This is a genomic window from Pantoea sp. B623 (assembly GCF_024814475.1).
Lineage (GTDB): Bacteria > Pseudomonadota > Gammaproteobacteria > Enterobacterales > Enterobacteriaceae > Pantoea > Pantoea ananatis.
Genome location: NZ_JANUXM010000004.1, coordinates 2,230,289 through 2,250,228, shown reverse-complemented (window position 1 = coordinate 2,250,228; position 19,940 = coordinate 2,230,289). Strand labels below are relative to the sequence as shown.

Sequence of the window (19,940 nt, the reverse complement as noted above, 5' to 3'; positions counted from 1 at the left end):
AGGTTGACTCTGAAGGAGGAAAGCGTAATATACGCCACCTCGCGACAGACGGTTAACCCGCTGTTCGCACTGCTCTTTAACAATTTATCAGACAATCTGTGTGGGCACTCGCAGGATTGATATCAGCGTCTCCGGACGTAAAAAATATCAAAGCCTCACGAGTGAACACATAATGAAATTCATTATGACGTTTTACAGATGAGCACCGCTGGACTTGTTTCAGCAAATCAAACTTTAAATTGAAGAGTTTGATCATGGCTCAGATTGAACGCTGGCGGCAGGCCTAACACATGCAAGTCGGACGGTAGCACAGAGGAGCTTGCTCCTCGGGTGACGAGTGGCGGACGGGTGAGTAATGTCTGGGGATCTGCCCGATAGAGGGGGATAACCACTGGAAACGGTGGCTAATACCGCATAACGTCGCAAGACCAAAGAGGGGGACCTTCGGGCCTCTCACTATCGGATGAACCCAGATGGGATTAGCTAGTAGGCGGGGTAACGGCCCACCTAGGCGACGATCCCTAGCTGGTCTGAGAGGATGACCAGCCACACTGGAACTGAGACACGGTCCAGACTCCTACGGGAGGCAGCAGTGGGGAATATTGCACAATGGGCGCAAGCCTGATGCAGCCATGCCGCGTGTATGAAGAAGGCCTTCGGGTTGTAAAGTACTTTCAGCGGGGAGGAAGGCGATGTGGTTAATAACCGCATTGATTGACGTTACCCGCAGAAGAAGCACCGGCTAACTCCGTGCCAGCAGCCGCGGTAATACGGAGGGTGCAAGCGTTAATCGGAATTACTGGGCGTAAAGCGCACGCAGGCGGTCTGTTAAGTCAGATGTGAAATCCCCGGGCTTAACCTGGGAACTGCATTTGAAACTGGCAGGCTTGAGTCTCGTAGAGGGGGGTAGAATTCCAGGTGTAGCGGTGAAATGCGTAGAGATCTGGAGGAATACCGGTGGCGAAGGCGGCCCCCTGGACGAAGACTGACGCTCAGGTGCGAAAGCGTGGGGAGCAAACAGGATTAGATACCCTGGTAGTCCACGCCGTAAACGATGTCGACTTGGAGGTTGTTCCCTTGAGGAGTGGCTTCCGGAGCTAACGCGTTAAGTCGACCGCCTGGGGAGTACGGCCGCAAGGTTAAAACTCAAATGAATTGACGGGGGCCCGCACAAGCGGTGGAGCATGTGGTTTAATTCGATGCAACGCGAAGAACCTTACCTACTCTTGACATCCAGAGAACTTAGCAGAGATGCTTTGGTGCCTTCGGGAACTCTGAGACAGGTGCTGCATGGCTGTCGTCAGCTCGTGTTGTGAAATGTTGGGTTAAGTCCCGCAACGAGCGCAACCCTTATCCTTTGTTGCCAGCGATTCGGTCGGGAACTCAAAGGAGACTGCCGGTGATAAACCGGAGGAAGGTGGGGATGACGTCAAGTCATCATGGCCCTTACGAGTAGGGCTACACACGTGCTACAATGGCGCATACAAAGAGAAGCGACCTCGCGAGAGCAAGCGGACCTCATAAAGTGCGTCGTAGTCCGGATCGGAGTCTGCAACTCGACTCCGTGAAGTCGGAATCGCTAGTAATCGTGGATCAGAATGCCACGGTGAATACGTTCCCGGGCCTTGTACACACCGCCCGTCACACCATGGGAGTGGGTTGCAAAAGAAGTAGGTAGCTTAACCTTCGGGAGGGCGCTTACCACTTTGTGATTCATGACTGGGGTGAAGTCGTAACAAGGTAACCGTAGGGGAACCTGCGGTTGGATCACCTCCTTACCTGAAGATACCTTCCCGCGAAGTGCTCACACAGATTGTCTGATAGAAAGATAAAGAAGCAAGACGGCTGCGAAGTCGAGACACGTCAGTGTCCCCTTCGTCTAGCGGTTAGGACTCCGCCCTTTCACGGCGGCAACAGGGGTTCGAATCCCCTAGGGGACGCCACTTGCTTGGTGACAGGTGAAAGGTGTCTCCACGAAGTATCTCAAAACTGGCCTCAGGGTCACGTTTGAGATATTTGCTCTTTAACAATCCGGAACAAGCTGAAAATTTGAAACGACGCATTGTCGTGTTCCTCCGTAATAAGGAACACAGCACAACGCGTTCGAGTCTCTCAAAAGCTTACAGCTTACAAGCTAACTGTGAAGCCGTTACGGTAAAACAGATAAACGCCTGTGGGTTGTGAGGTTAAGCGACTAAGCGTACACGGTGGATGCCCTGGCAGTCAGAGGCGATGAAGGGCGTGCTAATCTGCGATAAGCGCCGGTAAGGTGATATGAACCGCAATAACCGGCGATACCCGAATGGGGAAACCCAGTGTGTTCCGACACACTATCATGCAGTGAATACATAGCTGTATGAGGCGAACCGGGGGAACTGAAACATCTAAGTACCCCGAGGAAAAGAAATCAACCGAGATTCCCCCAGTAGCGGCGAGCGAACGGGGAGGAGCCCAGAACCATCATCAGCTTGTGCATCAGTGGAAGCGTCTGGAAAGTCGCAGGGTACAGGGTGATACTCCCGTACACAAAGGTGCACAGGCTGTGAGTTCGATGAGTAAGGCGGGACACGTGGTATCCTGTCTGAATATGGGGGGACCATCCTCCAAGGCTAAATACTCCTGACTGACCGATAGTGAACCAGTACCGTGAGGGAAAGGCGAAAAGAACCCCGGCGAGGGGAGTGAAACAGAACCTGAAACCGTGTACGTACAAGCAGTGGGAGCCTCTTTATGGGGTGACTGCGTACCTTTTGTATAATGGGTCAGCGACTTATATTCTGTAGCAAGGTTAACCGCATAGGGGAGCCGCAGGGAAACCGAGTCTTAACTGGGCGTTAAGTTGCAGGGTATAGACCCGAAACCCGGTGATCTAGCCATGGGCAGGTTGAAGGTTGGGTAACACTAACTGGAGGACCGAACCGACTAATGTTGAAAAATTAGCGGATGACCTGTGGCTGGGGGTGAAAGGCCAATCAAACCGGGAGATAGCTGGTTCTCCCCGAAAGCTATTTAGGTAGCGCCTCGTGAACTCATCTCCGGGGGTAGAGCACTGTTTCGGCTAGGGGGCCATCCCGGCTTACCAACCCGATGCAAACTGCGAATACCGGAGAATGTTATCACGGGAGACACACGGCGGGTGCTAACGTCCGTCGTGAAGAGGGAAACAACCCAGACCGCCAGCTAAGGTCCCAAAGTCATGGTTAAGTGGGAAACGATGTGGGAAGGCCCAGACAGCCAGGATGTTGGCTTAGAAGCAGCCATCATTTAAAGAAAGCGTAATAGCTCACTGGTCGAGTCGGCCTGCGCGGAAGATGTAACGGGGCTAAACCATGCACCGAAGCTGCGGCAGCGACGCTTATGCGTTGTTGGGTAGGGGAGCGTTCTGTAAGCCGTCGAAGGTGGCCTGTGAGGGTTGCTGGAGGTATCAGAAGTGCGAATGCTGACATAAGTAACGATAAACAAGGTGAAAAACCTTGTCGCCGGAAGACCAAGGGTTCCTGTTCAACGTTAATCGGAGCAGGGTGAGTCGACCCCTAAGGCGAGGCCGAAAGGCGTAGTCGATGGGAAACAGGTTAATATTCCTGTACTTGGTGTTACTGCGAAGGGGGGACGGAGAAGGCTATATCAGCCGGGCGACGGTTGTCCCGGTTTAAGCGTGTAGGTGTGTGTTCCAGGCAAATCCGGTTCACTTTACACTGAGGCGTGACGACGAGGCACTACGGTGCTGAAGTGATAAATGCCCTGCTTCCAGGAAAAGCCTCTAAGCATCAGGTAACACAAAATCGTACCCCAAACCGACACAGGTGGTCAGGTAGAGAATACCAAGGCGCTTGAGAGAACTCGGGTGAAGGAACTAGGCAAAATGGTGCCGTAACTTCGGGAGAAGGCACGCTGGCGCGTAGGTGAAGGGACTTGCTCCCGGAGCTGAAGCCAGTCGAAGATACCAGCTGGCTGCAACTGTTTATTAAAAACACAGCACTGTGCAAACACGAAAGTGGACGTATACGGTGTGACGCCTGCCCGGTGCCGGAAGGTTAATTGATGGGGTTATCCGCAAGGAGAAGCTCTTGATCGAAGCCCCGGTAAACGGCGGCCGTAACTATAACGGTCCTAAGGTAGCGAAATTCCTTGTCGGGTAAGTTCCGACCTGCACGAATGGCGTAATGATGGCCAGGCTGTCTCCACCCGAGACTCAGTGAAATTGAAATCGCTGTGAAGATGCAGTGTACCCGCGGCAAGACGGAAAGACCCCGTGAACCTTTACTACAGCTTGACACTGAACACTGAGCCTTGATGTGTAGGATAGGTGGGAGGCTTTGAAGCGTGGACGCCAGTCTGCGTGGAGCCGGCCTTGAAATACCACCCTTTAATGTTTGGTGTTCTAACGTAGGCCCGTGATCCGGGCTGCGGACAGTGTCTGGTGGGTAGTTTGACTGGGGCGGTCTCCTCCCAAAGCGTAACGGAGGAGCACGAAGGTTGGCTAATCCTGGTCGGACATCAGGAGGTTAGTGCAATGGCATAAGCCAGCTTGACTGCGAGAGTGACGGCTCGAGCAGGTGCGAAAGCAGGTCATAGTGATCCGGTGGTTCTGAATGGAAGGGCCATCGCTCAACGGATAAAAGGTACTCCGGGGATAACAGGCTGATACCGCCCAAGAGTTCATATCGACGGCGGTGTTTGGCACCTCGATGTCGGCTCATCACATCCTGGGGCTGAAGTAGGTCCCAAGGGTACGGCTGTTCGCCGTTTAAAGTGGTACGCGAGCTGGGTTTAGAACGTCGTGAGACAGTTCGGTCCCTATCTGCCGTGGGCGCTGGAGAATTGAGGGGGGTTGCTCCTAGTACGAGAGGACCGGAGTGAACGCACCGCTGGTGTCCGGGTTGTCACGCCAGTGGCACTGCCCGGTAGCTAAGTGCGGAAAAGATAAGTGCTGAAAGCATCTAAGCACGAAACTTGCCCCGAGATGAGTTCTCCCTGAGCCTTTAAGGCTCCTGAAGGGACGTTGAAGACGACGACGTTGATAGGCCGGGTGTGTAAGCGCAGCGATGCGTTGAGCTTACCGGTACTAATGACCCGTGAGGCTTAACCTTACAACGCCAGAGGCGTTTTGGTAGAGAGACGATTTAAATTTTCAGCATTGTTTACCGGATAAAGAATTTAGTTCTGTTCTGCGGACGTGAGTCCGAAGGATTTTGCGCTGAGTGCAAGGCGGCAACCGAGACGGGGTGAAGGAGCATACTGAGGTATGTGACTGAGCGGCGCGAGGGAAGCCAGCGCGGCAGCAGCGTGAAAGACGCAGGACGGAGCACAAAGAATTTGCCTGGCGGCTGTAGCGCGGTGGTCCCACCTGACCCCATGCCGAACTCAGAAGTGAAACGCCGTAGCGCCGATGGTAGTGTGGGGTCTCCCCATGCGAGAGTAGGGAACTGCCAGGCATCAAACAAGTAAAGAAGCCCTGAACTGACGTTTAGGGCTTTTTTACGTCTGCGATCTGCCAGATAACCTCTCATCATATTCCGTCTCATCATGACCCCGATACAACCGCGGGTCTGCAACGCCGCTCTTGCTGCTTTAATCCTCTCCCGCACTGCGTCATTCTGTGCATCATCTGAAAAAAACTGTGAAAATCGTTACCTGCCAGCCTCCCGGTATCCACCCATCCACTTTATTTCTGTCGCTATCAGGATTTTCAGGAGCCGCAAAATCGTTGAAAGCCTTTCATCGCATGCAAATTCCCCCGCATTACCGTTGTGATGCGGTAAACTACCGGCAGATTAACCCGTTAAGGCCGTATCATGTCCAGTTCGTACATCTCATTAAAAGCCGACAACACGCTGGGGCTTGATGTCAGCGCAAAAACACGTATTGTCGCCGAATCGCCGGAAGCCATACTTTCAGCCTGGCAAATGAGCCAGCGTAGCCAGCAACCTTTTCTGATCCTTGGGGAGGGCAGCAACGTGCTCTTCCTTGAGGACTTTGCAGGCGTGGTGGTGATCAACCGCATTGCAGGGGTTGAAATCCTTGATGAGACTGAGCGCTGGAAACTGCACGTTGGCGCGGGCGAGAACTGGCACCAACTGGTAAAAACTACCCTGGAAAAAGGGATTTCGGGTCTGGAAAATCTGGCACTCATTCCTGGAATGGTAGGATCAGCACCGATACAGAATATCGGTGCCTATGGCGTTGAGTTAAAAGATGTATGTGAATACGTCGATGTACTAAATCTGCATACCGGTCTCACACAGCGTTTGAGCCGTGACGATTGCCAGTTTGGTTATCGCGACAGTATTTTCAAACATCAGTACCAGTCAGGCTACACGATTATCGCTGTCGGATTTTCATTGAAAAAACACTGGCAGCCCGTCCTGACCTACGGTGATTTAAAAACGCTAAACCATGCCACGGCAAATGCCTGGGATGTTTTTCATGCGGTCTGTCATATGCGACAGAGTAAATTACCGGATCCGAAAATAACCGGTAACGTGGGCAGTTTTTTTAAAAATCCCGTGATAACTGGCCAGCAGGCGGCTGCGCTGTTGAGTGAGTACCCAGCGATGCCACATTATCCTCAGCCTACAGGTGATAGTAAACTGGCTGCAGGCTGGCTCATCGATCAATGCCAGCTTAAAGGCAGCCGAATTGGCGGTGCGGCAGTGCATCAGCAGCAGGCATTAGTGTTAATCAATGCTGAAAATGCCACACCCGACGACATTGTCGCGCTGGCAAAAAAGGTACGTACCCGGGTAGGTGAAAAATTTAATGTCTGGCTGGAGCCAGAAGTTCGTTTCATTCAGGCTCAGGGTGAATGTAACGCTGTAGAGGTCATCTCATGAAGGATCATAGCGTACCGCTTAAATTAATCGATATCCTGGCCGATGGTGAATTTCACTCGGGTGAGCAACTCGGTGAAACGCTTGGTATGAGCCGTGCGGCGATTAATAAACATATTCAAACGCTAAAAAGCTGGGGCCTTGAGGTATATACCGTCACAGGTAAAGGCTACAGTTTTCCAGCCCCACTTCAGTTACTGAATGAACAAGAGATTTTGGGGCAACTGTCTCAGGCTGATATAGCCGTAATACCGGTTATTGATTCAACTAATCAGTATTTACTCGAACGTATGCATTCTCTGCCTTCAGGATCCGTCTGCCTCGCTGAATATCAGCAGGCAGGACGTGGTCGACGCGGACGCCACTGGTTTTCACCCTTTGGTGCCAACCTCTACATGTCTATGTACTGGCGCCTGGAACAGGGCCCGGCAGCGGCAATGGGGCTGAGCCTGGTGATTGGTATCATTATGGCGGAAACGCTGCGGTCGTTGGGTGCGCAGGACGTACGGGTAAAATGGCCTAACGACATTTATCTTCATGACCGGAAGTTAGCGGGGATCCTGGTTGAATTAACCGGTAAAACCGGTGATGCAGCACAAATCGTGATAGGCGCCGGAATTAATCTGGCGATGAGAACTGCCGAAGCGGCGCAGATTAATCAGGGCTGGATTAACTTACAGGAAGCCGGCGTGACGATTAATCGCAATGAACTGGCAGCAACACTGATTAATCGCCTGCGTGAAGCACTACCCGTATTTGAGCAGGAGGGATTAACGCCCTTTGTGACGCGCTGGGCCGAACTGGACAACTTCATCAATCGCCCGGTTAAATTACTGATTGGTGAACGTGAAGTGCACGGTATTGCTCGTGGCATTGATAATCAGGGTGGTTTGCAGCTGGAACAAGACGGAAAAATTCAATCGTGGGTAGGGGGAGAAATATCTCTTCGACCGGTTTGAAAAATAAAATAAAGCCTGCTTTTTGGCAGGCTTTATCGCCACCTGTTATTTTCTGAGACGCAGTTTTTCCACCGCGTGGTTACCGCTTTTCGTCATAATTAAGCTGGCTCTTTCACGTGTAGGAAGAATATTTTCTTTAAGATTCAACCAGTTAATCTCCCGCCACAACGAGCCAGCAATATTAACGGCTTCGTCTTCAGGTAGCTGAGCATAGTGATGAAAATAAGAATTGGGATCGGTAAAAGCGCCTTGGCGAAATTTAAGGAAACGATTCACATACCAGCGCTGCAAAAGATCTTCTTCAGCATCCACATAGATTGAAAAATCCACAAAGTCGGAAACAAAAACATGGTGTGGATCGTGAGGATAATCCATGCCGCTCTGCAGCACATTTAAGCCTTCCAGAATCAGAATATCAGGTTGCTGGACAACCTTATCGCCATCCGGAATAACATCATAAATTAAATGGGAGTAGACGGGAGCGGTAACCTGGCTGGCGCCCGACTTAAGGTCGGAAACAAATTTCACCAGCCGATGCATATCATAGGACTGAGGAAAGCCTTTTTTCTTCATTAAGCCGCGCTCTTTCAGCACGGCGTTGGGATGAAGAAAACCATCTGTCGTAATTAACTCAACCTTACGGTGTCCGGGCCAGCGGCTCAGAAGCGCCTGCAAAACACGAGCAGTGGTGCTTTTGCCCACCGCAACGCTGCCCGCAATGCTGATGATATAAGGAATTTTTTGCCCGTTCGTTCCCAGAAACTGCTCCAGCACGGCCTGACGGCGGACATTTGAACTTATATAGAAATTAAGCAGACGTGATAGAGGCAGGTAGATTTCTGCCACTTCCTCAATTGAAAGATCTTCATTGATCCCTTTCAATTGCGCGATCTCATCCTCTGACAGCGTCATTGGAACCGAGTCGCGTAATGCCGCCCACTGTTCACGAGTGAACTGTAAATAAGGCGTCGTAAGTGATGTCGTTTTATCCATAAGTATACATTTGACTGCAGATTCAAACCGATCTGTACATTTTCGCCGATGACGAGTCGGGCCGTGTAGAGAAATGAATTGCCGGTCACAGGGCTATTAACGAGAACAATGGGCTGGAGGGTATCACCAGTATAGCTTTTAAAAGAAGTAAAAAATAAACGGCGGTATGCTTTCGCAAGCCTCTCCGCAGATTTGATAAATCGTCGGTACAGAGACTTGAAATCTTTAATCGTTATGCTTTTTATTGCCATTCAGACATCAGGCAATTTTGTGCAAAGGCGTTTGTGGCTTTCGCACCGCTGTCATCGTGACGCATGGTTCAGGCCGGGTGCATGGCATCAGATATGCCCGGATATACCCTTTTGATGCTGCACAGCTGGCGCTATAGCACGACGTCCGTGCCTGCTGTTCGAAAGACAGCCGCGCTGTGTCGTACAGGCACATGCAGATTGTCAGCGCTTGCTCTTTATTGCGTGAACCCTGTCTGCCCTGGCGTCTTCGGTCTCATGCTGCTGTATTAAGGACAGCCATAGCTTATCTGTCAGCGACGCTGGTGCATCAGACATTCTTATAGAGGCTCTCAGCGACGTTCTTTATCGCATCTGAGTTTCATGCTCACCCGACCTGCTATGCGGTGGACAGCATGACAGGCTGTCTGTGAGTCACACAGCTGCTCTACGAACGCTTATGCAGATTATCAGCCCTTATTCTCCTCAGGCACCGAACCGCCCCACAGGTGGTCTGTCAGCCGTGACGTTTTTATCTGCCTTTCGCCTGATACTGATACTTATCTTCATGCCGGGCAGTGTCGCCTGAAAACTTTTAGGAGATAACACCCAAGGCTGCGGCCTTAGGTAGGGTCCTGTCGCGATAAAAGTACGCATGAGGTGATTGAAAACTGAGCAGTTAATGCATTTTTCAGGCAGAGGCCTAAGAAAACCTGAGGGATGAAGACAACAAAGCGGGCGAGACAGGGGGAGGGGGCAACATTATCCGAAAGAGAGCGAAGAGAAATTTTAACCAATAATTGGATGTTATTTCTGCATATCAGGGGTAAATTGCGATGCTTTGCACAAATAGTAAGCGATAGAACAAAAACAGTGATTTTTTTGTTGCATCCTTCTGCCGACCTTCCTAGAATGCGCGTCACTTGATGCCGGCTTAGCTCAGTTGGTAGAGCAACTGACTTGTAATCAGTAGGTCACCAGTTCGATTCCGGTAGCCGGCACCATCAAGTAGGTGGGATTCCCGAGCGGCCAAAGGGAGCAGACTGTAAATCTGCCGTCACAGACTTCGAAGGTTCGAATCCTTCTCCCACCACCATTTCAACCCCCGGGTTGAGAAACAGATAAACAACCTGTTTATCTGGCAGGTGAGTCGCTTCTTCTCACCCTGAATTCAGATTGGGTGTAAGCTCAGTCAAAGTCAGTCAGCTTCGCTGACGGGCGAAGGATAACAGAGGACATCTTCTGTTATTCACAAGCTACAGAAAGAACAGGTAGCCGAGTTCCAGGATGCGGGCATCGTATAATGGCTATTACCTCAGCCTTCCAAGCTGATGATGCGGGTTCGATTCCCGCTGCCCGCTCCAGATGTGCTGATATGGCTCAGTTGGTAGAGCGCACCCTTGGTAAGGGTGAGGTCCCCAGTTCGACTCTGGGTATCAGCACCACTTCCTTTATCTCCCTCCTGATTTTTCTCTGTAACTCCTTGCAGTCAGGCAATGCCTGGTTAATGTGACGATATCTTTGATATATCCGTGTCTTAGAGGGACAAGCGATGGCTAAAGAGCAATTTCAACGTAACAAACTGCACGTAAACGTGGGAACCATCGGTCACGTTGACCACGGTAAAACCACCCTGACTGCAGCGATCACCACCGTTCTGGCTAAAACCAACGGCGGCCAGGCACGTGCGTTCGATCAGATCGACAGCACCCCGGAAGAAAAAGCACGTGGTATCACCATCAACACGGCACACGTTGAGTATGAAACCCCGTCTCGCCACTATGCGCACGTTGACTGCCCAGGCCACGCCGACTATGTGAAAAACATGATCACCGGTGCTGCGCAGATGGACGGCGCGATCCTGGTTGTTGCTGCGACTGACGGCCCAATGCCGCAGACCCGTGAGCACATCCTGCTGGGTCGTCAGGTAGGCGTTCCTTACATCATCGTGTTCCTGAACAAGTGTGACATGGTTGATGACGAAGAGCTGCTGGAACTGGTTGAGATGGAAGTTCGTGACCTGCTGTCACAGTACGACTTCCCGGGCGACGATACACCAATCGTTCGCGGTTCAGCCCTGAAAGCGCTGGAAGGCAACCCAGAGTGGGAAGAGAAGATCGTTGAGCTGGCTGGTCACCTGGATAACTACATCCCGGATCCAGTACGTGCAATCGATATGCCATTCCTGCTGCCAATCGAAGACGTATTCTCAATCTCTGGCCGTGGTACTGTTGTAACCGGTCGTGTAGAGCGCGGTATCGTTAAAGTCGGCGACGAAGTTGAAATCGTTGGTATCAAAGATACCGCGAAATCAACCTGTACCGGTGTTGAAATGTTCCGCAAACTGCTGGACCAGGGTCAGGCAGGCGAAAACTGTGGTGTTCTGCTGCGCGGTATCAAGCGTGAAGACATCCAGCGTGGTCAGGTTCTGGCGAAGCCAGGCTCAATCAAGCCACACACCAAGTTCGAGTCAGAAGTTTACGTTCTGTCTAAAGACGAAGGTGGCCGCCATACTCCGTTCTTCAAGGGCTACCGTCCACAGTTCTACTTCCGTACCACAGACGTGACCGGTTCAGTAGAGCTGCCAGAAGGCGTTGAAATGGTTATGCCAGGCGACAACATCAAAATGGTTGTTACCCTGATTCACCCAATCGCAATGGACGAAGGTCTGCGCTTCGCAATCCGCGAAGGTGGCCGTACCGTTGGCGCGGGTGTTGTTGCCAAAGTTATCGCTTAATTACCGATAATATTTGACGCAATGCACGTGGAAAGGGCATCATTTGATGCCCTTTTTGTACGCTGTTTCATAGAACCTGACTCATCAGTGATTTTGAACCATAATCATTGCTGAGACAGGCTCTGTTATGCGGCGCTGGATACCGAGTTACGCCCCAAAAGCTCATTCGGTTTGGATGCCTCGCAATGCGGGGCAGAATAGTTTCTGAATTATTGTGGCAGGTTGGTTTATGAGTGCGAATACCGAAGCTCAAGGGAGCGGGCGCGGCCTCGAAGCGCTGAAGTGGGTAGTGGTAGTCTTATTACTGCTTGCGGCGATCGTAGGTAACTACCTCTATCGCGATGTGACGCTGCCTTTGCGCGCGTTAGCTGTGGTTGTACTGATTGCGGCAGCAGGCGGCATTGCGCTTTTGACGACAAAAGGCAAAGCAACCGTGGCCTTTGCACGTGAAGCAAGAACCGAAATGCGTAAAGTTATCTGGCCAACCCGCCAGGAAACACTGCATACCACGTTAATCGTTGCCGCGGTTACTGCCGTGATGTCACTGATTTTGTGGGGGCTGGATGGTATTCTGGTCCGTCTGGTATCGTTTATCACTGGCCTGAGGTTCTGAGATGTCTGAAGCTCCAAAGAAACGCTGGTACGTCGTGCAGGCGTTTTCCGGTTTTGAAGGCCGCGTAGCACAGTCGCTGCGTGAGCACATCAAACTGCACAACATGGAAGAGCTGTTTGGCGACGTCATGGTTCCTACAGAAGAAGTTGTTGAGATCCGTGGTGGTCAACGCCGCAAGAGCGAGCGCAAATTCTTCCCCGGCTACGTTCTGGTACAGATGGTAATGAATGACGCCAGCTGGCACCTGGTGCGCAGCGTTCCGCGCGTTATGGGCTTCATTGGCGGTACCTCTGACCGTCCTGCGCCGATTAGCGACAAAGAAGTCGATGCGATTATGAATCGCCTGCAGCAGGTGGGCGACAAGCCGCGTCCGAAAACGCTGTTCGAACCGGGCGAAATGGTACGTGTCAACGATGGTCCATTTGCCGACTTTAACGGTGTGGTTGAAGATGTGGACTACGAAAAGAGCCGCCTGACGGTTTCTGTTTCCATCTTTGGACGCGCAACGCCAGTAGAACTCGACTTCGGTCAGGTTGAGAAGGGCTAACCTTTTCCGACATACAATTTGGCTGTTGCAGCAGGCGCGAAATTTAACTATAATTTCGCGCCTTTTGTTTTTATGCGCTGGCAACAGCGTGTAAATCGTTACCACGGGGAGCCTTTTACAGGCGCTATAACCCAATTGAGGAATTATCATGGCTAAGAAAGTACAAGCCTACGTCAAGCTGCAGGTTGCAGCTGGTATGGCGAACCCAAGTCCACCGGTTGGTCCAGCTCTGGGTCAGCAGGGTGTTAACATCATGGAATTCTGTAAAGCGTTTAACGCCAAAACAGAATCACTGGAAAAAGGTCTGCCGACTCCAGTTGTTATCACCGTATACAGCGACCGTTCTTTTACCTTTATTACCAAAACGCCTCCGGCTGCCGTTCTGCTGAAAAAAGCAGCAGGCATCAAGTCTGGTTCTGGTAAGCCGAACAAAGATAAAGTCGGTAAAGTGACTCGTGCTCAGGTACGTGAAATCGCAGAAACTAAAGCTGCGGACATGACTGGTTCTGACGTTGAAGCGATGACTCGCTCAATCGAAGGTACTGCTCGTTCCATGGGCCTGGTTGTAGAGGACTAAGAAATGGCTAAGCTGACCAAGCGCATGAGCGTAATTCGCGACAAAGTTGACGCGACCAAGCAGTACGATATTGCTGAAGCAATCGCTTTACTGAAAGAACTGGCTACTGCCAAGTTCGTCGAAAGCGTTGACGTTGCTGTTAACCTCGGCATCGATGCACGTAAATCTGATCAGAACGTCCGCGGCGCGACCGTTCTGCCACACGGTACTGGTCGTTCAGTACGTGTAGCTGTCTTCACCCAGGGCGCAAACGCTGAAGCTGCTAAAGCAGCTGGCGCTGAGCTGGTAGGTATGGAAGACCTGGCCGATCAGATCAAGAAAGGCGAAATGAACTTTGACGTTGTTATTGCTTCTCCGGATGCAATGCGCGTTGTTGGCCAGTTAGGCCAGGTTCTGGGTCCACGTGGCCTGATGCCAAACCCGAAAGTCGGTACTGTAACGCCTAACGTTGCTGAAGCGGTTAAGAACGCTAAAGCAGGTCAGGTTCGTTATCGTAACGACAAAAACGGCATCATCCACACTACCATCGGTAAAGTGGACTTCGATGCTGACAAACTGAAAGAAAACCTGGAATCTCTGCTGGTTGCGCTGAAAAAAGCAAAACCTGCACAGGCGAAAGGCGTGTACATCAAGAAAGTTAGCATCTCTACCACCATGGGCGCCGGCGTTGCCGTTGACCAGGCGGGTCTGACTGCCGTAGCAAACTAATTGCTACTTGAAACGGGCGAAAAATTCACCTAGAATCTTACGCCCGTTGTTCTGCATTAATGCAGACGTCGATGTGGGTTATTCAGAACGTGGTAAGACGGTGGCCGAGTCAGCGACCTGAAGCACAGTGAACTGTGCGGCGGGTGAGGGCAAAGACAGCCAGCGCAATGCGGTTTGAGTGGCAACACACGACCCAAATTTTAGGTTGGAGCCAGGCCTTATCCTGGCCTCCGTCCAAGACCGCAGGAGCGGAACATCCTCGGATGTAATGCTTAATCCCCTGCGTAGACGGTGACAGAACCAAAAGATTTTTTCTTAACTGGATTCTGCTCACCGTGTATTAGCGCTTATTTTCCTTCGGGCGAGTAAGTGAAGTGAGTTCCGGGGAAATCCTTCCCCGGTCAAATCCAGGAGCTAAAGCTAATGGCATTAAATCTTCAAGACAAACAAGCGATTGTTGCTGAAGTCAGCGAAGTAGCCAAAGGTGCGCTTTCAGCGGTTGTTGCGGATTCTCGTGGCGTTACCGTTGATAAAATGACCGAACTGCGTAAAGCAGGTCGTGAAGCTGGCGTTTACATGCGTGTTGTTCGTAACACCCTGCTGCGCCGCGTCGTTGAAGGTACTCAGTTCGAGTGCCTGAAAGACACGTTTGTTGGTCCGACCCTGATTGCATATTCTATGGAACACCCGGGCGCTGCTGCTCGTCTGTTCAAAGATTTCGCGAAAGCGAATGCAAAATTCGAGGTCAAAGCTGCAGCCTTTGAAGGTGAGCTGATCACGGCGGCCAATATTGACCGTCTGGCAACTCTGCCGACCTACGAAGAAGCACTGGCACGTCTGATGTCGACCATGAAAGAAGCCGCTGCCGGCAAACTGGTTCGCACTCTGGCTGCTGTTCGCGATGCAAAAGAAGCGGCTTAAGGCCTCTCTTTTCTTCGCTCTTGCTAACGTATAAACTTTTTCTGATTCTTAGGAACAATTGTTATGTCTATTACTAAAGACCAAATTCTGGAAGCCGTTGCCGCTATGTCCGTAATGGAAGTAGTTGAGCTGGTTTCTGCTATGGAAGAAAAATTCGGCGTTTCTGCTGCTGCTGCTGTAGCTGTTGCTGCTGGCCCAGCTGAAGCTGTTGAAGAGAAAACTGAATTCGACGTCGTTCTGAAAGCTGTTGGCGCGAACAAAGTTGCAGTAATCAAAGCCGTACGTACCGCAACTGGTCTGGGCCTGAAAGAAGCCAAAGATCTGGTTGAAGCAACTGGCGTGATCAAAGAAGGCATCAGCAAAGATGACGCAGCTGCACTTGAAGCTGCTCTGAAAGAAGCTGGCGCTGAAGTTGAAGTTAAGTAAGACAACCCTCGGGTTGCAGTCTGAGTAGTTTCAGACTGATGGCTGGTGACTTTTTGGTCACCAGCCTTTTTGCGCTCCAGGGCCTCAATGGGGTTTCGCACTGTTTGTCCATTGTTGCTCATCAATATCTTTCTCTATCGACGACTTAATATACTGCTTTCCCGTGCGGGTTCCCTGCCCACGCTGAAGCAATGAAATGATTTAAGCGTGATAGAAAGAGGTATTGCACGTACTGCAGAGCAGTAGGTGAATCAAACAAAATCGTGTTGCATGAACTGTCCTGTCAGGACGGACAGCGTGGGTCGACTTGTCAGCTAGCTGAGGAACCCTATGGTTTACTCCTATACCGAGAAAAAACGTATTCGTAAGGATTTTGGTAAACGTCCGCAAGTTTTGGACATACCTTATCTCCTTTCCATCCAGCTTGATTCGTTTCAGAAGTTTATCGAGCAAGATCCAGAAGGTCAGTACGGACTGGAAGCTGCATTCCGCTCTGTATTCCCTATTGCGAGCTACAGCGGCAACTCTGAGTTGCAGTATGTCAGCTATCGCTTAGGTGAACCTGTCTTTGACGTGAAAGAGTGTCAGATCCGTGGCGTGACCTACTCGGCACCGCTGCGCGTGAAACTGCGTCTGGTGATCTATGAGCGCGAAGCGCCAGAAGGCACAGTAAAAGACATTAAAGAACAAGAAGTCTACATGGGTGAAATTCCACTCATGACTGACAACGGTACCTTTGTTATCAACGGTACTGAACGTGTTATCGTTTCTCAGCTGCATCGTAGTCCTGGCGTGTTCTTTGACAGCGATAAGGGTAAAACCCACTCCTCGGGTAAAGTGCTGTATAACGCACGTATCATCCCTTACCGTGGTTCATGGCTCGACTTCGAGTTTGACCCGAAAGACAACCTTTTCGTCCGTATTGACCGTCGTCGTAAGCTGCCGGCCAGTATCATTCTGCGCGCACTGCATTACACCACTGCTCAAATTCTCGACGTGTTCTTCGAGAAAGTGGTGTACGAAATTCGTGACAACAAGCTGCAGATGGAACTGGTGCCAGAGCGCCTGCGCGGTGAAACCGCGACCTTCGATATCGAATCGAATGGCACGGTCTACGTTGAGAAAGGGCGTCGCATCACTGCGCGTCATATTCGTCAGCTGGAAAAAGACGGTATCCAACACATCGAAGTCCCTGTGGAATACATCGCGGGCAAAGTGGTCTCTAAAGACTACATCGATGAGAATACCGGTGAGCTGATCGTTGCGGCCAACATGGAACTGTCGCTGGATCTGCTGGCGAAGCTGAGCCAGTCGGGTCACAAGCGCATTGAAACGCTGTTCACCAACGATTTGGATCACGGCCCATACATCTCCGAGACGCTGCGCGTTGACCCAACCAACGATCGCCTGAGCGCGCTGGTTGAGATCTACCGCATGATGCGTCCTGGTGAGCCGCCAACGCGTGAAGCTGCAGAGAACCTGTTTGAGAACCTGTTCTTCTCTGAAGATCGTTACGATCTTTCTGCAGTCGGCCGCATGAAGTTCAACCGTTCATTGCTGCGTGATGAGATCGAAGGTTCAGGTATCCTGAGCAAAGAAGACATCATCGAAGTGATGAAAAAACTGATCGACATCCGTAACGGTAAAGGCGAAGTGGACGATATCGACCACCTCGGTAACCGTCGTATTCGTTCAGTCGGTGAAATGGCTGAAAACCAGTTCCGCGTCGGTCTGGTCCGTGTTGAGCGTGCAGTGAAAGAGCGTCTTTCTCTGGGCGATCTCGATACGCTGATGCCACAGGACATGATCAACGCCAAGCCAATTTCGGCGGCGGTGAAAGAGTTCTTTGGTTCCAGCCAGCTGTCTCAGTTTATGGATCAGAACAACCCCTTGTCAGAGATTACGCACAAGCGTCGTATCTCTGCTCTCGGCCCGGGCGGTTTAACCCGTGAGCGTGCCGGCTTCGAAGTGCGTGATGTACACCCAACGCACTACGGTCGTGTCTGCCCAATCGAAACCCCTGAAGGTCCGAACATCGGTCTGATCAACTCCTTGTCTGTGTACGCGCAGACGAACGAGTACGGTTTCCTGGAAACCCCTTATCGTCGCGTTATTGACGGTGTGGTTTCCGATGAAATTCATTACCTTTCTGCAATCGAAGAAGGTAACTACGTTATCGCGCAGGCGAACACCAATCTGTCAGAAGAAGGTGCGTTCGTTGATGACCTGGTCACCTGCCGTAGCAAAGGCGAATCAAGTCTGTTCAGCCGCGATCAGGTTGACTACATGGACGTTTCCACCCAGCAGGTGGTTTCTGTCGGTGCGTCACTGATTCCGTTCCTGGAACACGATGATGCTAACCGCGCCCTGATGGGTGCGAACATGCAACGTCAGGCCGTTCCTACTCTGCGTGCTGATAAGCCGCTGGTAGGTACCGGTATGGAGCGCGCTGTAGCCGTTGACTCCGGTGTTACCGCTGTTGCGAAACGTGGCGGTACCGTTCAGTACGTTGATGCATCACGTATCGTTATTAAAGTTAACGAAGACGAGATGTACCCGGGCGAAGCGGGTATCGACATCTACAACCTGACCAAATACACCCGTTCTAACCAGAACACCTGTATCAATCAGATGCCGTGTGTCTCTCTGGGTGAGCCCGTTGAACGTGGTGATGTGCTGGCTGACGGCCCGTCTACCGATCTCGGTGAGCTGGCGCTGGGTCAGAACATGCGCGTCGCGTTCATGCCGTGGAACGGTTACAACTTCGAAGACTCCATTTTAGTCTCCGAGCGCGTAGTGCAGGAAGATCGCTTCACCACCATCCACATTCAGGAACTGGCCTGTGTGTCTCGTGACACCAAGCTGGGGCCAGAAGAGATCACGGCTGACATCCCGAACGTGGGCGAAGCTGCACTCTCTAAACTGGATGAGTCCGGTATCGTTTATATCGGTGCTGAAGTGACCGGCGGTGACATTCTGGTTGGTAAGGTGACGCCAAAAGGCGAAACCCAGCTGACGCCAGAAGAGAAGCTGCTGCGTGCGATCTTCGGTGAGAAAGCGTCTGACGTTAAAGACTCTTCTCTGCGTGTACCGAACGGTGTTTCCGGTACCGTTATCGACGTTCAGGTCTTCACCCGCGATGGCGTGGAAAAAGACAAACGTGCGCTGGAAATCGAAGAAATGCAGCTGAAGCAGGCCAAGAAAGACCTGTCTGAAGAGCTGCAGATCCTGGAAGCGGGCCTGTTTAGCCGTATCCAGTCTGTCCTGATTTCCGGTGGCGTTGAAGCAGACAAACTGGACAAGCTGCCGCGTGAGCGTTGGCTGGAGCTGGGTCTGACTGACGAAGCCAAGCAAAACCAGCTGGAGCAGCTGGCAGAGCAGTACGACGAACTGAAGCACGAGTTTGAGAAAAAACTCGAAGGTAAGCGTCGTAAAATCACCCAAGGCGATGATCTGGCACCTGGCGTGCTGAAAATCGTTAAGGTTTATCTGGCTGTTAAACGTCAGATTCAGCCTGGTGATAAAATGGCGGGTCGTCACGGTAACAAAGGTGTTATCTCTAAGATCAACCCAATCGAAGACATGCCTTACGATGAGAACGGTACGCCGGTCGATATCGTACTGAACCCGCTGGGCGTACCTTCGCGTATGAACATCGGTCAGATCCTTGAGACTCACCTGGGGATGGCAGCGAAAGGTATCGGCGAGAAGATCAACGCGATGCTGAAAAAGCAGGAAGAAGTCGCCAAGCTGCGCGAATTCATCCAGCGTGCTTACGATCTGGGCACCGATGTGCGTCAGAAAGTTGACCTGAACACCTTTACTGATGACGAAGTTCTGCGCCTGGCTGAGAACCTGAAAAAAGGTATGCCAATTGCCACGCCGGTGTTTGATGGTGCGAAAGAGAGCGAAATCAAAGAGCTGTTAGAGCTCGGCGGTCTGCCTTCTTCCGGTCAGATTACCCTGTTTGATGGCCGTACTGGTGAGCAGTTCGAACGTCAGGTAACCGTAGGCTATATGTACATGCTGAAACTCAACCACCTGGTTGATGACAAGATGCACGCACGTTCTACCGGTTCCTATAGCCTCGTTACTCAGCAGCCGCTGGGTGGTAAGGCACAGTTCGGTGGTCAGCGCTTCGGTGAGATGGAAGTATGGGCGCTGGAAGCTTACGGTGCTGCGTATACCCTTCAGGAAATGCTTACCGTTAAGTCTGATGACGTCAACGGCCGTACCAAGATGTATAAGAACATCGTGGATGGCAACCATCAGATGGAACCTGGCATGCCAGAATCGTTCAACGTACTGTTGAAAGAGATTCGCTCGCTGGGTATCAACATCGAGCTGGAAGACGAGTAACCCTCAGTAACAGGCCTGGCCTGGAAGCGCAGGGTTAACGCGC

11 protein-coding genes, 5 tRNA genes and 3 rRNA genes are annotated in these 19,940 nt (G+C 51.5%); 18 read left to right on the top strand and 1 reads right to left on the bottom strand.

Features of this window, described 5'->3' with window-relative positions; translation table 11 throughout:
* Positions 1-236 precede the first annotated feature (236 nt).
* The 6 genes from NXS97_RS12235 to birA all read left to right on the top strand — a co-directional run bounded on the left by NXS97_RS12235 (position 237) and on the right by birA (position 7,789).
* Positions 237-1,778: ribosomal RNA gene (locus NXS97_RS12235) — 16S ribosomal RNA — on the top strand.
* A gap of 90 nt (positions 1,779-1,868) precedes the next feature.
* Positions 1,869-1,943: transfer RNA gene (locus tag NXS97_RS12230), tRNA-Glu, on the top strand.
* A 241-nt stretch (positions 1,944-2,184) separates the two neighbouring features.
* Positions 2,185-5,090, top strand: a 23S ribosomal RNA gene (locus tag NXS97_RS12225).
* A gap of 229 nt (positions 5,091-5,319) precedes the next feature.
* Positions 5,320-5,435, top strand: a 5S ribosomal RNA gene (gene rrf, locus NXS97_RS12220).
* The 16S, 23S and 5S rRNA genes sit together here with 1 tRNA gene alongside, the layout of an rRNA operon.
* Before the next feature lie 360 nt (positions 5,436-5,795).
* Positions 5,796-6,833, top strand: a complete 1,038-nt coding sequence (gene murB / locus NXS97_RS12215; protein ID WP_116220176.1) for a UDP-N-acetylmuramate dehydrogenase — start codon at positions 5,796-5,798, stop codon at positions 6,831-6,833.
* Positions 6,830-7,789, top strand: coding sequence for a bifunctional biotin--[acetyl-CoA-carboxylase] ligase/biotin operon repressor BirA (birA, locus tag NXS97_RS12210; RefSeq protein WP_029570852.1), 960 nt, complete (start codon positions 6,830-6,832; stop codon positions 7,787-7,789). Before murB ends, birA begins: the two co-directional genes overlap by 4 nt.
* 45 nt (positions 7,790-7,834) lie before the next feature.
* On the opposite strand, the gene coaA is transcribed toward birA, so the two are convergent.
* Positions 7,835-8,782 (bottom strand): type I pantothenate kinase, encoded by a 948-nt coding sequence (gene coaA, locus NXS97_RS12205; protein WP_013024113.1) that lies wholly within the window; start codon positions 8,780-8,782, stop codon positions 7,835-7,837.
* A 1,155-nt stretch (positions 8,783-9,937) separates the two neighbouring features.
* Here coaA and NXS97_RS12200 point away from each other — a divergent pair.
* From NXS97_RS12200 to rpoB, 12 genes are all read left to right on the top strand, one after another.
* Positions 9,938-10,013, top strand: a tRNA-Thr gene (locus NXS97_RS12200).
* 7 nt (positions 10,014-10,020) lie between these two features.
* A tRNA-Tyr gene (locus NXS97_RS12195) sits at positions 10,021-10,105 on the top strand.
* 193 nt (positions 10,106-10,298) lie between these two features.
* Positions 10,299-10,373 (top strand) — tRNA-Gly (locus NXS97_RS12190).
* Between the two features lie 5 nt (positions 10,374-10,378).
* Positions 10,379-10,454: transfer RNA gene (locus NXS97_RS12185), tRNA-Thr, on the top strand.
* Positions 10,455-10,561: 107 nt separating this feature from the next.
* Positions 10,562-11,746, top strand: coding sequence for an elongation factor Tu (gene tuf / locus NXS97_RS12180; RefSeq protein ID WP_013027471.1), 1,185 nt, complete (start codon positions 10,562-10,564; stop codon positions 11,744-11,746).
* Positions 11,747-11,975: 229 nt separating this feature from the next.
* Positions 11,976-12,359, top strand: coding sequence for a preprotein translocase subunit SecE (gene secE / locus NXS97_RS12175; RefSeq protein WP_014606967.1), 384 nt, complete (start codon positions 11,976-11,978; stop codon positions 12,357-12,359).
* A gap of 1 nt (position 12,360) precedes the next feature.
* A complete protein-coding gene (gene nusG / locus NXS97_RS12170; protein ID WP_003848088.1) occupies positions 12,361-12,906 on the top strand; it encodes a transcription termination/antitermination protein NusG in 546 nt (181 codons plus the stop codon).
* Between the two features lie 148 nt (positions 12,907-13,054).
* Positions 13,055-13,483 carry a 50S ribosomal protein L11 gene (rplK, locus tag NXS97_RS12165; protein WP_006121495.1) on the top strand — a complete coding sequence of 143 codons (429 nt, stop codon included), beginning with the start codon at positions 13,055-13,057 and terminating at the stop codon, positions 13,481-13,483.
* A 3-nt stretch (positions 13,484-13,486) separates the two neighbouring features.
* Complete coding sequence (gene rplA, locus NXS97_RS12160) at positions 13,487-14,191, top strand: 50S ribosomal protein L1 (RefSeq protein ID WP_013024115.1); 705 nt, start codon at positions 13,487-13,489, stop codon at positions 14,189-14,191.
* A gap of 423 nt (positions 14,192-14,614) precedes the next feature.
* Positions 14,615-15,112, top strand: coding sequence for a 50S ribosomal protein L10 (gene rplJ / locus NXS97_RS12155; protein WP_003848098.1), 498 nt, complete (start codon positions 14,615-14,617; stop codon positions 15,110-15,112).
* Positions 15,113-15,175: 63 nt separating this feature from the next.
* Complete coding sequence (gene rplL / locus NXS97_RS12150) at positions 15,176-15,538, top strand: 50S ribosomal protein L7/L12 (protein ID WP_009092660.1); 363 nt, start codon at positions 15,176-15,178, stop codon at positions 15,536-15,538.
* 330 nt (positions 15,539-15,868) lie between these two features.
* Positions 15,869-19,897 carry a DNA-directed RNA polymerase subunit beta gene (gene rpoB, locus NXS97_RS12145; RefSeq protein ID WP_013024116.1) on the top strand — a complete coding sequence of 1,343 codons (4,029 nt, stop codon included), beginning with the start codon at positions 15,869-15,871 and terminating at the stop codon, positions 19,895-19,897.
* Positions 19,898-19,940 lie beyond the last annotated feature (43 nt).

Excerpts from the sequence above, each read along its gene's own strand:
- rplK (WP_006121495.1), top strand. The coding sequence starts at position 13,055 with ATGGCTAAGAAAGTACAAGCCTACGTCAAGCTGCAGGTTGCAGCTGGT.
- rplA (WP_013024115.1), top strand. The coding sequence starts at position 13,487 with ATGGCTAAGCTGACCAAGCGCATGAGCGTAATTCGCGACAAAGTTGAC.
- rpoB (WP_013024116.1), top strand. The coding sequence starts at position 15,869 with ATGGTTTACTCCTATACCGAGAAAAAACGTATTCGTAAGGATTTTGGT.
- murB (WP_116220176.1), top strand. The coding sequence starts at position 5,796 with ATGTCCAGTTCGTACATCTCATTAAAAGCCGACAACACGCTGGGGCTT.
- tuf (WP_013027471.1), top strand. The coding sequence starts at position 10,562 with ATGGCTAAAGAGCAATTTCAACGTAACAAACTGCACGTAAACGTGGGA.
- nusG (WP_003848088.1), top strand. The coding sequence starts at position 12,361 with ATGTCTGAAGCTCCAAAGAAACGCTGGTACGTCGTGCAGGCGTTTTCC.
- birA (WP_029570852.1), top strand. The coding sequence starts at position 6,830 with ATGAAGGATCATAGCGTACCGCTTAAATTAATCGATATCCTGGCCGAT.
- rplL (WP_009092660.1), top strand. The coding sequence starts at position 15,176 with ATGTCTATTACTAAAGACCAAATTCTGGAAGCCGTTGCCGCTATGTCC.
- rplJ (WP_003848098.1), top strand. The coding sequence starts at position 14,615 with ATGGCATTAAATCTTCAAGACAAACAAGCGATTGTTGCTGAAGTCAGC.
- coaA (WP_013024113.1), bottom strand. The coding sequence starts at position 8,782 with ATGGATAAAACGACATCACTTACGACGCCTTATTTACAGTTCACTCGT.
- secE (WP_014606967.1), top strand. The coding sequence starts at position 11,976 with ATGAGTGCGAATACCGAAGCTCAAGGGAGCGGGCGCGGCCTCGAAGCG.